Origin of the sequence: Pseudomonas sp. UBA6562 (assembly GCF_002434265.1) — a bacterium.
GTDB lineage: Bacteria > Pseudomonadota > Gammaproteobacteria > Pseudomonadales > Pseudomonadaceae > Aquipseudomonas.
In genome coordinates this window covers 890,184-904,896 of sequence record NZ_DJJS01000006.1, presented here as the reverse complement: position 1 = coordinate 904,896, position 14,713 = coordinate 890,184, and the positions used below count along the sequence as shown (strand labels likewise).

At 61.0% G+C, this 14,713-nt stretch carries 14 protein-coding genes; all 14 read left to right on the top strand.

Translation table 11 applies throughout. The features are described 5' to 3' along the window. Nucleotide 1 precedes the first annotated feature (1 nt). The 14 genes from yidC to atpD all read left to right on the top strand — a co-directional run bounded on the left by yidC (nt 2) and on the right by atpD (nt 14,687). Nucleotides 2-1,684 (top strand): membrane protein insertase YidC, encoded by a 1,683-nt coding sequence (gene yidC, locus B4M43_RS11525; RefSeq protein ID WP_296267095.1) that lies wholly within the window; start codon nt 2-4, stop codon nt 1,682-1,684. 86 nt (nt 1,685-1,770) lie between these two features. Beyond that, complete coding sequence (gene mnmE / locus B4M43_RS11520; protein WP_296267093.1) at nt 1,771-3,141, top strand: tRNA uridine-5-carboxymethylaminomethyl(34) synthesis GTPase MnmE; 1,371 nt, start codon at nt 1,771-1,773, stop codon at nt 3,139-3,141. 514 nt (nt 3,142-3,655) lie between these two features. Next, a complete protein-coding gene (gene mnmG, locus B4M43_RS11515; RefSeq protein WP_296267091.1) occupies nt 3,656-5,548 on the top strand; it encodes a tRNA uridine-5-carboxymethylaminomethyl(34) synthesis enzyme MnmG in 1,893 nt (630 codons plus the stop codon). After that, nucleotides 5,545-6,195, top strand: a complete 651-nt coding sequence (gene rsmG, locus B4M43_RS11510) for a 16S rRNA (guanine(527)-N(7))-methyltransferase RsmG (protein WP_296267089.1) — start codon at nt 5,545-5,547, stop codon at nt 6,193-6,195. Before mnmG ends, rsmG begins: the two co-directional genes overlap by 4 nt. Nucleotides 6,196-6,213: 18 nt before the next feature. After that, the gene (locus B4M43_RS11505; RefSeq protein ID WP_296267088.1) at nt 6,214-7,002 is read left to right on the top strand and encodes a ParA family protein; all 789 of its coding nucleotides are present in this window, start codon (nt 6,214-6,216) and stop codon (nt 7,000-7,002) included. Between the two features lie 9 nt (nt 7,003-7,011). Next, nucleotides 7,012-7,884, top strand: coding sequence for a ParB/RepB/Spo0J family partition protein (locus B4M43_RS11500; RefSeq protein ID WP_296267086.1), 873 nt, complete (start codon nt 7,012-7,014; stop codon nt 7,882-7,884). A gap of 148 nt (nt 7,885-8,032) precedes the next feature. Beyond that, nucleotides 8,033-8,440 (top strand): F0F1 ATP synthase subunit I, encoded by a 408-nt coding sequence (locus B4M43_RS11495; protein ID WP_296267084.1) that lies wholly within the window; start codon nt 8,033-8,035, stop codon nt 8,438-8,440. 16 nt (nt 8,441-8,456) lie between these two features. After that, the gene (gene atpB, locus B4M43_RS11490) at nt 8,457-9,326 is read left to right on the top strand and encodes a F0F1 ATP synthase subunit A (RefSeq protein WP_296267082.1); all 870 of its coding nucleotides are present in this window, start codon (nt 8,457-8,459) and stop codon (nt 9,324-9,326) included. A gap of 145 nt (nt 9,327-9,471) precedes the next feature. Then, a complete protein-coding gene (gene atpE, locus B4M43_RS11485; protein WP_003097235.1) occupies nt 9,472-9,729 on the top strand; it encodes a F0F1 ATP synthase subunit C in 258 nt (85 codons plus the stop codon). A 58-nt stretch (nt 9,730-9,787) separates the two neighbouring features. Next, nucleotides 9,788-10,258 carry a F0F1 ATP synthase subunit B gene (locus B4M43_RS11480; RefSeq protein ID WP_296267080.1) on the top strand — a complete coding sequence of 157 codons (471 nt, stop codon included), beginning with the start codon at nt 9,788-9,790 and terminating at the stop codon, nt 10,256-10,258. A 12-nt stretch (nt 10,259-10,270) separates the two neighbouring features. Next, entirely contained in the window at nt 10,271-10,807 is a 537-nt protein-coding gene (locus B4M43_RS11475; protein WP_296267079.1) for a F0F1 ATP synthase subunit delta, read from the top strand. Nucleotides 10,808-10,828: 21 nt separating this feature from the next. Then, nucleotides 10,829-12,373 (top strand): F0F1 ATP synthase subunit alpha, encoded by a 1,545-nt coding sequence (gene atpA / locus B4M43_RS11470; protein WP_296267078.1) that lies wholly within the window; start codon nt 10,829-10,831, stop codon nt 12,371-12,373. A 49-nt stretch (nt 12,374-12,422) separates the two neighbouring features. Then, nucleotides 12,423-13,283 (top strand): F0F1 ATP synthase subunit gamma, encoded by an 861-nt coding sequence (gene atpG, locus B4M43_RS11465; RefSeq protein WP_296267077.1) that lies wholly within the window; start codon nt 12,423-12,425, stop codon nt 13,281-13,283. A 27-nt stretch (nt 13,284-13,310) separates the two neighbouring features. Beyond that, nucleotides 13,311-14,687 carry a F0F1 ATP synthase subunit beta gene (gene atpD, locus B4M43_RS11460; protein ID WP_296267076.1) on the top strand — a complete coding sequence of 459 codons (1,377 nt, stop codon included), beginning with the start codon at nt 13,311-13,313 and terminating at the stop codon, nt 14,685-14,687. Nucleotides 14,688-14,713 lie beyond the last annotated feature (26 nt).

Genomic DNA, 14,713 nt, shown 5'->3' with positions numbered 1-14,713 from the left:
CATGGATATTAAACGCACGATCCTGATCGTCGCCCTGGCAATCGTGTCCTACGTTCTGGTCCTGAAATGGAACGAGAACTACGGGCAGGCCGCCTTGCCGACTCAGCATGCTGCTGCCAATAACGCCGCCCCGGCTTTGCCGGACACCACGGCGACCGGTAACAGCGGTGCCAACGCCGATGTGCCGAGCACCACTGCTGAATCCAGCCCGACCGAACTGGCCCCCGTGGCGGTCAGCAAGGACCTGATCCGGATCAAGACGGATGTCCTGAACCTGGCTATCGACCCGGTCGGTGGCGATGTCGTCCAGCTGACCCTGCCCACCTACCCACGTCGCCAAGACCATCCGGAAATTCCTTTCCAGCTGTTCGACAACGGTGGCGAGCGCGTCTACCTCGCGCAAAGCGGCCTGACCGGCGCCAACGGCCCGGATGCCCGCAGCAGCGGTCGCCCGCTGTACGCCGCCGAGCAGAAGAGCTACCAACTGGCCGACGGTCAGCAGCAATTGGTGGTCGACCTCACGTTCAGCGACAACGGCGTCAACTACATCAAGCGCTTCACCTTCAAGCGCGGCGAGTACGACCTGAACGTCAGCTACTTGATCGACAACCAGAGCGCTCAGGCCTGGAACGGCAACCTGTTCGCCCAGCTCAAGCGTGACGCCAGCTCCGATCCTTCCTCGAGCACCGCGACCGGCACCGCCACCTACCTGGGTGCGGCGCTGTGGACCAAGGAAGAGCCCTACAAGAAAGTGTCGATGAAAGACATGGACAAGGGCAGCCTGCAGGAAACCGTATCCGGTGGCTGGGTCGCCTGGCTGCAGCACTACTTCGTGACCGCGTGGATTCCCGCCAAGTCCGAAAACAACGTGGTGCAGACGCGCAAAGACAGCCAGGGCAACTACATCATCGGTTACACCGGCCCGGCCATCAGCGTGCCGGCCGGCGGCAAAGCCGAAACCAGCGCCGTGCTGTACGCCGGCCCCAAGAGCCAGGCCAAACTCAAAGCGTTGTCCCCAGGCCTGGAACTGACCGTCGACTACGGCTTCCTGTGGTTCATCGCCCAGCCGATCTTCTGGCTGCTGCAACATATCCACAGCATCCTGGGCAACTGGGGCTGGTCGATCATCGTGCTGACCATGCTGATCAAAGGCCTGTTCTTCCCGCTGTCCGCCGCCAGCTACCGTTCCATGGCCCGCATGCGCGCCGTGGCGCCGAAACTGGCCGCGCTCAAGGAACGCTTCGGTGACGATCGCCAGAAGATGTCCCAGGCGATGATGGAGCTGTACAAGAAAGAGAAGATCAACCCGCTGGGCGGCTGCCTGCCGATTCTGGTGCAGATGCCGGTCTTCCTGTCCTTGTACTGGGTACTGCTGGAAAGCGTCGAGATGCGCCAGGCGCCGTGGATCCTGTGGATCACCGACCTGTCGATCAAGGATCCGTTCTTCATCCTGCCGATCATCATGGGCGCCACCATGTTCATCCAGCAGCGCCTGAACCCGACGCCGCCCGATCCGATGCAGGCCAAGGTGATGAAAATGATGCCGATCGTCTTCACCTTCTTCTTCCTGTGGTTCCCGGCTGGTCTGGTGCTGTACTGGGTTGTGAACAACTGCCTGTCGATTTCGCAGCAGTGGTACATCACCCGTCGCATCGAGGCGGCCAACAAGAAAGCGGTCGTCTGACAGGCTGCGGTCTAACCTGTGAATAAAAACGCCCCCATCGTGGGGCGTTTTGCTATCTGTGATTCAGCCAATGGAGGCTTTCGAGCATGCACACCGCGCGTGAAACCATCACCGCCATCGCGACCGCTCAAGGTCGGGGTGGCGTCGGCATCGTCAGGCTTTCGGGGCCGCTGGCCAAGAAAGCCGGCGAGATCATCACCGGCCGGGCGCTCACGCCCCGCCATGCCCACTACGGACCGTTCCGCGCCGAAGACGGCCTAGTGCTGGACGAAGGCATCGCGTTGTTCTTCCCTGGCCCCAATTCCTTCACGGGCGAAGACGTGCTGGAGCTGCAAGGCCATGGCGGGCCCGTGGTACTGGACATGCTGCTGCAGCGCTGCGTGGCGTTGGGCTGCCGCCTGGCGCGGCCCGGCGAGTTCAGCGAGCGGGCGTTTCTCAACGACAAGCTCGACCTGGCCCAGGCCGAAGCCATCGCCGACCTCATCGAAGCCAGCTCGGCCCAGGCGGCGCGCAATGCCTTGCGTTCGTTGCAAGGCGAGTTTTCCAAACGCGTGCATTCCCTGACCGAGGCGCTGATCGCGCTGCGCATCTACGTCGAGGCCGCCATCGACTTCCCGGAAGAGGAAATCGACTTTCTCGCCGACGGCCATGTGCTGTCGATGCTCGAAGCGGTGCGCCGCGAGTTGTCCACAGTGCAGCGCGAAGCCGGGCAGGGTGCCTTGCTGCGCGACGGCATGACGGTGGTGATCGCCGGCCGGCCCAATGCCGGCAAGTCGAGCCTGCTCAACCAGCTGGCAGGGCGCGAAGCGGCCATCGTCACCGACATCGCCGGTACCACGCGGGACATCCTGCGCGAACATATCCACATCGACGGCATGCCGCTGCACGTGGTCGATACCGCAGGGCTGCGCGACACCAGCGATCAGGTCGAGCGCATCGGGGTGGAGCGCGCCCTCAAGGCCATCGGCGAGGCCGATCGGGTGCTGCTGGTGGTGGACTCCACGGCGCCGGAAGCGGCCGACCCATTCGCGCTGTGGCCCGAGTTCCTGGTGCAGCGGCCCGCGCCCGGTACGGTCACGCTGATCCGTAACAAAGCCGACCTGAGCGGCGAAGCGGTCGGCTTGCAGCAAGGCGCAGACGGCCACGTCACCATCACCCTGAGCGCCAAGGAGGGCGACCAGGGCCTCGAACTGCTGCGCGAACACCTCAAGGCCTGCATGGGCTACGAGCAGACCGCAGAGAGCGGTTTCAGCGCCCGTCGTCGCCATCTGGAGGCCTTGCGCCTGGCCAGCGACCATCTCCAGCACGGGCACGCCCAGCTGACCCTGGCGGGCGCCGGCGAGCTGCTGGCCGAAGACCTGCGACAGGCTCAACAGGCTTTGGGCGAGATCACCGGCGCGTTCAGCTCGGACGATCTGCTCGGTCGTATCTTCTCGAGTTTCTGTATCGGCAAATGACCTTCGGCGCCGTTCGCCCCCTTCGTCCGTGAGGGGGTAGCGCCGATCCGTGCCGCTTATGCACAGGCACGCCGCGTTTCTTCCTCTCGCTGCACCTTCCCATACCCCATCGCTTGCTCATTACACCCAGGCTAAGCCCTGTGGAAAACTGTGCCTAAGCTCAGTTGATAAGCAGGCTCTTTGCCTGAGGAAAAAACACGTTGTGTGTAAATAGGCTAGTTATACACAGGCTACACAGACTTGTGCAGATGGCTCATAGGCAGTGAGCCACAGGGTTTTGAAACGCTGTATGCCACGTATTAAAAGGCTTCTATAGATCTATCCACAGATAAAGGTGTGCATAAGAGTAGTAACAGCAGTAAAGCTTTTTAAATATCTACCTTGTTAATTTCTATAACTGCCACTCATCCACAGCCTGATCAAATTTTGCTCAGACGGTTTCTTTGGGAGGGGTGAATTCCCTATACTTGCCGGCTTACCTTCTTTATTCGCAAAAACAGGCACGAGGTGCGTGGTGGATTTCCCTTCCCGTTTTGAAGTGATCGTCATCGGCGGCGGCCATGCCGGTACCGAGGCTGCGCTTGCCTCAGCACGCATGGGTGTGAAAACCCTGTTGCTGACCCACAACGTGGAAACCCTCGGTCACATGAGCTGCAACCCCGCCATCGGCGGTATCGGCAAGAGCCATCTGGTCAAGGAGATCGATGCGCTCGGCGGCGCCATGGCGTTGGCCACCGATATGAGCGGTATCCAGTTCCGCGTATTGAACAACCGCAAAGGCCCTGCGGTGCGGGCCACCCGTGCCCAGGCGGACCGCGCCATCTACAAGGCAGTGGTGCGCGAGATTCTGGAAAACCAACCCAACCTGTGGATATTCCAGCAGGCCTGCGACGACCTGATCGTCGAACAGAGCGAGGTCAAAGGCGTGGTCACGCAGATGGGTCTGCGTTTCCATGCCGACGCCGTGGTCCTGACCACCGGCACCTTCCTCGGCGGACTTATCCACATCGGCATGCAGAACTACTCCGGTGGCCGCGCCGGCGATCCGCCCGCCATGGCCCTGGCCAAGCGCATGCGTGAACTGCCGCTGCGCGTCGGTCGCCTGAAGACCGGCACGCCGCCGCGCATCGACGGCCGTTCGGTGGACTTCTCGGTAATGACCGAGCAACCCGGCGACACGCCGATCCCGGTCATGTCGTTCATGGGCGATGCGCAACTGCACCCGCGGCAGGTCAGCTGCTGGATCACCCACACCAACGCGCGTACCCACGAGATCATCGCCGCCAACCTCGACCGCTCGCCGATGTACTCGGGCATGATCGAAGGCATCGGCCCGCGCTACTGCCCGTCGATCGAAGACAAGATCCACCGCTTCGCCGACAAGGACAGCCATCAGGTGTTCATCGAGCCCGAAGGCCTGAACACCCACGAGCTGTACCCCAACGGCATCTCCACCTCGCTGCCCTTCGACGTGCAACTGCAAGTGGTGCGCTCGATCCGCGGCATGGAGAACGCGCACATCGTGCGTCCCGGTTACGCCATCGAATACGACTACTTCGACCCGCGCGACCTCAAGTACAGCCTGGAAACCAAAGTCATCGCCGGTCTGTTCTTCGCCGGGCAGATCAACGGCACCACCGGTTACGAAGAGGCCGGCGCGCAAGGTTTGCTGGCCGGCACCAACGCCGCGCTGCGGGCGCAGGGCAAGGACAGCTGGTGCCCACGCCGCGACGAGGCGTACATCGGCGTGCTGGTCGACGACCTGATCACCCTCGGCACCCAAGAGCCGTACCGCATGTTCACCTCGCGGGCCGAATACCGCCTGATCCTGCGCGAGGACAACGCCGACCTGCGTCTGACCGAGAAGGGCCGCGAGCTGGGCCTGATCGACGACGCGCGTTGGGCCGCCTTCTGCGCCAAGCGCGAAGGCATCGAGCGCGAAGAGCAGCGCCTCAAGAGCACCTGGGTGCGCCCCAATACCCCGCAGGGCGATGCCGTGTCGGAAAAGTTCGGCACGCCCCTGAGCCATGAGTACAGCCTGCTCAACCTGCTGACCCGCCCGGAAGTCGACTATGCCGGGCTGATCGAAGTGACCGGCGGCGAAGCCGTGCCGGCGCAGGTGGCCGAGCAGGTCGAGATCAAGACCAAGTACGCCGGCTACATCGACCGCCAACAGGACGAGATCGCCCGCCTGCGCGCCAGCGAGGACACCCGTCTGCCTGTGGATATCGACTACGCCGGGATCTCCGGTCTGTCCAAGGAGATCCAGGGCAAGCTCGGCCAGACCCGCCCCGAAACCCTGGGGCAGGCTTCACGTATCCCAGGCGTCACGCCGGCGGCGATTTCCCTGTTGCTGATCCATCTGAAGAAACGCGGCGCCGGTCGCGAACTGGAGTTGAACGTTTGAGCGCGCAGGTTTCCCCGCAACACGCCGCAGAGTTGTCCACAGGCGCCGAGCAGCTGGGCGTAGCACTGACCGAGCGTCAGCACGAGCTGCTGTTGGCCTACCTGGGCCTGTTGATCAAATGGAACAAAGCCTACAACCTGACCGCTGTGCGCGATCCGGACGAAATGGTCTCGCGCCACTTGCTCGACAGCCTGAGCGTCATGCCGTTTATCCACAGCGACAGCCAGCGTTGGCTGGACGTGGGCAGCGGTGGCGGCATGCCGGGCATTCCCCTGGCCATCCTGCATCCGCACAAGCAGGTCACGGTGTTGGACAGCAACGGTAAGAAAACCCGCTTCCTGACCCAGGTGAAAATGGAGCTGAAGCTGGACAACCTGCACGTTGTCTACAGCCGCGTGGAAGCCTTCGAACCTGCCGAACCCTTCAGTGGCATCGTCTCTCGTGCGTTCAGCAGCATGGAGAACTTCACCAACTGGACACGCCACCTTGGCGACCTCTCTACGCAATGGCTCGCAATGAAGGGGCTGCATCCTGCCGATGAACTGGTAGCATTGCCGCCTGACTTCACAGTGGAAAGCGAACAGGCCTTGACCGTCCCCGGTTGCCAGGGCCAGCGCCATTTACTGACACTGCGCCGCAAGGCATGACAGGGAACACGCGCAATAATGGCTAAGGTATTCGCGATCGCGAACCAGAAAGGTGGCGTGGGCAAGACCACCACCTGTATCAATCTCGCTGCCTCGTTGGCGGCGACCAAGCGTCGTGTGCTGCTGATCGACCTCGATCCGCAGGGCAATGCCACCATGGGCAGCGGCGTCGACAAGCATGAGCTCGAACACTCGGTGTACGACCTGCTGATCGGTGAGTGCGACCTGAGCCAGGCCATTCACTATTCCGAGCATGGCGAGTTCCAGTTGCTGCCGGCCAACCGCGACCTCACCGCGGCCGAAGTGGTGCTGCTGGAAATGCAGATGAAGGAGAGCCGCCTGCGCAACGCGCTGGCGCCGATCCGCGACAACTACGACTTCATCCTCATCGACTGCCCACCGTCGCTTTCGATGCTGACGCTCAACGCCCTGGTGGCCTCCGATGGCGTGATCATCCCCATGCAGTGCGAGTACTACGCGCTCGAAGGGCTGAGCGACCTGGTCGACAACATCAAGCGCATCGCCGCCAAGCTCAACCCGGAGCTGCGCATCGAAGGCCTGCTGCGGACCATGTACGATCCGCGCCTGAGCCTGAACAACGAAGTCTCGGCGCAGCTCAAGGAACACTTCGGTCCGCAGCTCTACGACACCATCATTCCGCGCAACATCCGCCTTGCCGAGGCGCCGAGCTACGGCATGCCGGCCTTGGCCTACGACAAGTCGTCGCGCGGCGCCCAGGCCTACCTGGCCCTGGCCGGCGAGCTGGTGCGTCGGCAACGTCAATCACGCACTGCGAAGGCACTCTGAGGATCGCGCATGGCCGTTAAGAAACGAGGTCTGGGACGTGGGCTGGATGCGCTGCTCAGCGGTCCGTCCGTCAGCGCGCTCGAAGAGCAGGCTGTCCAGATCGACCGCAAGGAATTGCAGCAACTGCCGGTGGAGCAGATCCAGCGCGGCAAGTACCAGCCGCGCCGTGACATGGATCAGCAGGCGCTCGAGGAACTGGCCCAGTCGATCCGTACCCATGGGGTGATGCAGCCGATCGTGGTGCGCCCCATCGGCGAGTCGCGCTTCGAGATCATCGCCGGCGAACGGCGCTGGCGCGCGACCCAACTGGCCGGGCTGGACAGCGTGCCGGCCATGGTCCGCGAGGTGGCCGACGAGGTGGCCATCGCCATGGCGCTGATCGAGAACATCCAGCGCGAAGACCTCAACCCTCTGGAAGAGGCCATGGCGCTGCAACGCTTGCAGCAGGAATTCGAGCTGACCCAGCAACAGGTGGCCGACGCCGTAGGCAAGTCGCGGGTGACCGTGGCCAACCTGCTGCGGTTGATTTCGCTGCCCGAGGCGATCAAGACCATGCTGGCCCACGGCGATCTGGAAATGGGCCATGCCCGTGCGCTGCTCGGTCTGGACGAACAACGGCAGGTGGAAGGGGCGCGTCATGTTGTCGCACGTGGGCTGACCGTGCGTCAAACCGAGGCACTGGTGCGCCAGTGGCTCAACGGGCCGACTGAGCCGGTCGAAGCGAGCCCGTCTGATCCGGACATCACCCGCCTCGAACAGCGTTTGGCAGAGCGTTTAGGGTCTGCGGTGCAGATCCGCCATGGCAACAAGGGCAAAGGCCAGCTGGTGATTCGCTACAACTCCCTGGACGAGTTGCAAGGCGTACTTGCCCACATTCGCTGAAACAATTGCGGTTGTAGCGTGTAGGCGGAAATCACTACCAAGAGTTGAATAGGGGTTAATCCACCCCTATACTCTGCGCGCATTTTGTCGGCACAAATTATGCCAAGTCGTTGCTGGCTTGACGGTCGACTTTCGAGGAGCAGTTGTGATGGAAATCCGCACGCCAAACCGCCTGCCTTTCCATCGCTGGGCGGTTTTTCCGGTACTGCTGGCTCAATGCATCGTTTTCCTGCTGGCGACTCTGGTGTTGTGGCTGTGGCAAGGCGCGGTCGGTGGCTATTCGAGTCTCTGCGGAGGGCTGATTGCCTGGCTACCGAATCTGTACTTCGCCTGGAAGGCATTCCGCTTCAGCGGTGCCAGGGCAGCACAGGCCATCGTCAAGTCGTTCTATGCGGGCGAGGCAGGCAAGATGATTTTGACGGCAGTGCTGTTCGCACTGACCTTCGCAGGCGTGAAACCCCTGGAGCCGCTGGCTGTATTCGGCGTCTTCGTACTGACCCTTCTGGTCAGTTGGTTCGCACCCCTGCTCATGAATAAAAGACTTTCGAGACCTTAGGGCGTTTGAGGCAACCATGGCAGCAGAAACCGCTTCGGGCTATATCCAGCACCACTTGCAGAACCTGACCTACGGTCAACTACCAGACGGCACCTGGGGCTTCGCCCATTCGGCTGCGGAAGCCAAAGCGATGGGCTTCTGGGCGTTCCACGTGGACACGCTCGGCTGGTCGGTCGCCCTGGGTCTGATCTTCCTGTTCATCTTCCGTCTGGCAGCCAAGAAGGCCACTTCCGGTCAGCCTGGCGGCCTGCAGAACTTCGTCGAAGTGATGGTGGACTTCGTCCACGGCAGCGTGAAGGACTCCTTCCACGGCCGCAGCCCGGTGATCGCACCGCTGGCGCTGACCATTTTCGTCTGGGTCTTCCTGATGAACGCCGTCGACCTGATTCCCGTCGACTGGATCCCGCAACTGGCGATCCTGATCTCGGGCGATCCGCACATTCCGTTCCGCGCCGTTTCCACCACCGACCCGAACGCGACCCTGGCCATGGCCTTCTGCGTGTTCGCGCTGATCATCTTCTACAGCATCAAGGTCAAGGGCCTGGGCGGCTTCATCGGTGAGCTGACCCTGCACCCGTTCGGCAGCAAGAACATCTTCCTGCAGATCCTGCTGATTCCGGTCAACTTCCTGCTCGAGTTCGTCACCCTGATCGCCAAGCCGATCTCGTTGGCACTGCGACTGTTCGGCAACATGTACGCCGGCGAGCTGGTGTTCATCCTGATCGCGGTCATGTTCGGTTCCGGCCTGCTCTGGCTGAGCGGCCTGGGTGTGGTGCTGCAGTGGGCGTGGGCGGTGTTCCACATCCTGATCATCACCCTGCAAGCTTTCATCTTCATGATGCTGACCATCGTCTACCTGTCGATGGCCCACGAAGATAATCATTAAGACCGCCTGGCGTGTCTGATAGTCTTCCCCCCGCTGTTTGGGGGGAGGGCTTAAAACGTCCGCAAGGGCAGTTGTACCGAACGATCCCGTTTATCGCTTCAAACTGAAAAACCTAACCAATACGACGTAAAAGTCGGGAGGAAAGATGGAAACTGTAGTTGGTCTTACCGCTATCGCTGTTGCTCTGCTGATCGGTCTGGGTGCTCTGGGTACCGCCATTGGTTTCGGCCTGCTGGGCGGCAAATTCCTGGAAGGCGCTGCTCGTCAGCCAGAAATGGTGCCGATGCTGCAGGTCAAGATGTTCATCGTTGCGGGCCTGCTCGACGCCGTAACCATGATCGGCGTTGGTATCGCCCTGTTCTTCACCTTCGCAAACCCCTTCGTTGGTCAGATCGCCGGCTGATCACTCGTTTCCAACGAGTGAATGGCTGTGATGAACGAAGACCGAGCGAGGTGTTGGCGTGAATATTAATGCAACCCTGATTGGCCAATCCGTTGCTTTCCTGATTTTTGTCGTCTTCTGCATGAAGTATGTATGGCCTCCGGTCATCACTGCTCTGCACGAGCGTCAGAAGAAGATTGCCGACGGCCTGGACGCTGCCAACCGCGCTGCTCGTGACCTGGAGCTGGCCCAAGAAAAAGCGGGTCAGCAACTGCGCGAAGCAAAAGCACAGGCGGCTGAAATCATTGAGCAGAGCAAGAAACGTGCTGCTCAGCTGGTAGACGAGGCCCGTGAACAGGCCCGTGTCGAAGCTGACCGCGTGAAGGCTCAGGCTCAGGCCGAGATCGAACAGGAACTGAACAGCGTCAAAGACGCCCTGCGTGCCCAAGTGGGTGCCCTGGCCGTTGGCGGTGCTGAAAAGATCCTTGGCGCCACAATCGATCAAAACGCGCATGCGGAGCTGGTTAACAAACTGGCCGCTGAAATTTAAGCGAGGGCGATCATGGCAGAACTGACCACGTTGGCCCGACCTTACGCTAAGGCTGCCTTTGAGCATGCCCAGGCCCAGCAGCAACTGGCCAATTGGTCAGCCATGCTCGGCCTGGCTGCTGCGGTATCGGAAGACGATACGATGCAGCGCCTGCTCAAGGCCCCGCGACTGACGAGCGCAGAAAAGGCCGCCACGTTCATTGACGTGTGCGGTGACAAGTTCGATGCACAAGCACGTAATTTCATCCACGTCGTTGCGGAAAACGACCGCCTCCTGCTTCTGCCGGAGATCGCGTCGCTGTTCGACCTGTACAAGGCCGAACAGGAGAAATCCGTCGATGTGGAAGTCACCAGTGCTTTCGCATTGAACCAAGAACAGCAAGACAAACTCGCCAAGGTTCTCAGTGCACGGCTAGGCCAGGAAGTTCGCCTGCACGCGTCGGAGGATGCCAGCCTGATCGGCGGCGTCGTCATCCGCGCAGGCGACCTGGTAATCGATGGCTCTGTTCGCGGCAAGATCGCGAAACTGGCCGAAGCATTGAAATCTTGAGTTTGAAGGGGCAGCAGAGCAATGCAGCAACTCAATCCTTCCGAAATTAGTGAAATCATCAAGGGCCGCATCGAGAAACTCGATGTCAGCTCCCAAGCCCGTAACGAAGGCACCGTAGTCAGCGTTTCCGACGGTATCGTCCGGATCCACGGCTTGGCCGACGTCATGTACGGCGAAATGATCGAGTTCCCAGGCGGCGTCTACGGTATGGCGCTGAACCTGGAGCAAGATTCCGTCGGTGCCGTCATCCTGGGTGGTTATACCTCCCTGGCCGAAGGCATGAGCGCCAAGTGCACCGGTCGCATCCTCGAAGTGCCGGTCGGCAAAGGCCTGCTGGGCCGCGTCGTCGACGCCCTGGGCAACCCGGTTGACGGTAAGGGCCCACTGGCCACCACCGAAACCGACGCCGTCGAGAAAGTCGCACCGGGCGTGATCTGGCGTAAGTCGGTAGACCAGCCTGTACAGACTGGCTACAAGGCTGTCGATGCCATGATCCCGGTCGGCCGTGGCCAGCGCGAGCTGATCATCGGTGACCGTCAGATCGGTAAGACCGCTCTGGCGATCGACGCGATCATCAACCAGAAAGACAGCGGCATCTTCTGCGTCTACGTGGCCGTCGGCCAGAAGCAGTCGACCATCGCCAACGTCGTGCGCAAGCTGGAAGAAAACGGTGCCCTGGCCAACACCATCATCGTTGCCGCCAGCGCCTCGGAATCGGCCGCACTGCAGTTCCTGGCACCTTATGCCGGCTGCACCATGGGCGAATACTTCCGTGACCGCGGCGAAGACGCACTGATCGTCTACGACGACCTGTCCAAGCAGGCCGTGGCCTACCGTCAGATCTCCCTGCTGCTGCGCCGTCCGCCAGGACGCGAAGCGTACCCAGGCGACGTGTTCTATCTCCACTCCCGTCTGCTGGAGCGTGCATCGCGCGTTTCCGAAGAGTACGTCGAGAAGTTCACCAACGGTGCCGTAGTCGGCAAGACCGGCTCGCTGACCGCACTGCCGATCATCGAAACCCAGGCGGGCGACGTTTCCGCGTTCGTTCCGACCAACGTGATTTCCATCACCGACGGTCAGATCTTCCTGGAATCGGCCATGTTCAACTCGGGCATCCGTCCTGCAGTGAACGCCGGTGTTTCGGTATCGCGTGTAGGTGGTGCCGCTCAGACCAAGATCATCAAGAAGCTGTCCGGCGGTATCCGTACCGCGCTGGCTCAGTACCGTGAACTGGCGGCCTTCGCCCAGTTCGCGTCCGATCTGGACGAAGCGACCCGCAAGCAGCTCGAGCATGGTCAGCGCGTCACCGAGCTGATGAAGCAGAAGCAATACGCTCCAATGTCCATCGCGGACATGGCGCTGTCGCTGTACGCCGCTGAGCGTGGCTTCCTGACCGACGTCGAAATCGCCAAGATCGGCAGCTTCGAACAAGCACTGATCGGCTTCTTCAACCGCGATCACGCCGATTTGATGGCCAAGATCAACGTCAAGGGCGACTTCAACGACGAAATCGACGCAGGCCTCAAAGCCGGCATCGAGAAGTTCAAGGCCACCCAGACCTGGTAAGCCGCAGCGGGGGCTTCGTGCCCCCGCTTGCTAACCTGATAGGTGATACATGGCAGGCGCAAAAGAGATTCGCAGTAAGATTGCGAGCATCAAAAGCACGCAAAAGATTACCAGCGCCATGGAAAAAGTGGCGGTCAGCAAAATGCGCAAGGCTCAACTGCGCATGGCTGCTAGCCGTCCTTATGCGGAGCGTATCCGCCAGGTGATCGGTCATCTGGCCAACGCCAACCCGGAATACCGCCACTCGTTCATGATCGACCGCCCTGTGAAGCGCGCCGGTTATATCGTGGTGAGCAGTGACCGTGGTCTGTGCGGCGGCTTGAATACCAACCTGTTCAAGGCCTTGGTCAAGGACATGAACGACAACCGCGAACAGGGCGTCGAAGTCGACCTGTGCGTGATCGGCAGCAAGGGTGCGGCTTTCTTCCGCAGCTTTGGCGGCAACGTCGTAGCAGCCATCAGCCACTTGGGCGAGGCGCCATCGATCAACGATCTGATCGGCTCCGTCAAGGTGATGCTCGATGCCTACCTCGATGGCCGTATCGACCGTCTCAGCGTGGTGTCGAACAAGTTCATCAATACCATGACGCAAAAACCTACGGTCGAGCAGTTGGTACCGTTGGTTGCAACCCCGGATCAAGAACTCAAGCACCACTGGGACTACCTCTACGAACCCGATGCCAAAGAGCTGCTGGACGGCCTGATGGTGCGTTACGTGGAATCGCAGGTCTATCAGGCGGTGGTCGAGAACAACGCCGCTGAACAAGCGGCCCGGATGATCGCCATGAAGAACGCCACAGACAACGCCGGTGACCTGATCAGCGAACTCCAGCTGATCTACAACAAGGCGCGTCAGGCTGCGATCACCCAGGAGATCTCGGAAATCGTCGGCGGCGCTGCCGCGGTTTAACGGTTCACATATTCAGAGGATCCAGCTATGAGTAGCGGACGTATCGTTCAAATCATCGGCGCCGTCATCGACGTGGAATTCCCACGTGACGTCGTGCCGAGTGTTTACAACGCGCTGAAAGTACAAGGCGCGGAAACCACCCTCGAAGTTCAGCAGCAGCTGGGCGACGGCGTGGTTCGTACCATTGCGATGGGCTCCACCGAAGGCTTGAAGCGCGGTCTGGACGTCACCGATACCGGTGCCGCCATCTCCGTGCCAGTCGGCAAGGCCACCCTGGGCCGCATCATGGACGTCTTGGGCAACCCGATCGACGAAGCTGGCCCGATCGGCGAAGAAGAGCGCTGGGGCATTCACCGCGCCGCGCCTTCCTTCGCTGAACAAGCAGGCGGCAACGACCTGCTGGAAACCGGCATCAAGGTCATCGACCTGGTCTGCCCGTTCGCCAAGGGCGGTAAAGTCGGTCTGTTCGGTGGTGCCGGTGTCGGCAAGACCGTCAACATGATGGAACTGATCCGTAACATCGCCATCGAGCACAGCGGTTATTCCGTGTTCGCCGGTGTGGGCGAGCGTACTCGTGAGGGTAACGACTTCTACCACGAGATGAAGGACTCGAACGTTCTGGACAAGGTTGCGCTGGTCTACGGCCAGATGAACGAGCCGCCAGGAAACCGTCTGCGCGTGGCACTGACCGGCCTGACCATGGCCGAGAAGTTCCGTGACGAAGGTAACGACGTTCTGCTGTTCGTCGACAACATCTACCGTTACACCCTGGCCGGTACCGAAGTGTCCGCACTGCTCGGCCGTATGCCGTCGGCAGTAGGCTACCAGCCGACCCTGGCCGAAGAGATGGGCGTTCTGCAAGAGCGCATCACCTCCACCAAGCAAGGTTCGATCACCTCGATCCAGGCGGTATACGTACCAGCGGACGACTTGACCGACCCATCGCCGGCGACCACCTTCGCCCACTTGGACGCCACCGTCGTACTGTCCCGTGACATCGCCTCCCTGGGTATCTACCCAGCGGTCGATCCACTGGACTCGACTTCGCGCCAGCTGGACCCGAACGTGATCGGCAACGAGCACTACGACACCGCCCGTGGCGTCCAGTATGTCCTGCAGCGCTACAAAGAGCTGAAAGACATCATCGCCATCCTGGGTATGGACGAACTGTCCGAAGCCGACAAGCAACTGGTATCGCGCGCTCGTAAGATCCAGCGCTTCCTGTCGCAGCCGTTCTTCGTGGCCGAAGTCTTCACCGGTGCATCGGGCAAATACGTTTCCCTGAAAGACACCATCGCTGGCTTCAGCGGCATCCTCAAAGGTGACTACGACCACCTGCCAGAACAAGCGTTCTACATGGTCGGCGGCATCGAAGAAGCGGTTGAGAAAGCCAAGAAACTGTAATCCCGGCGCCCCGCAAGGGGCGCTAA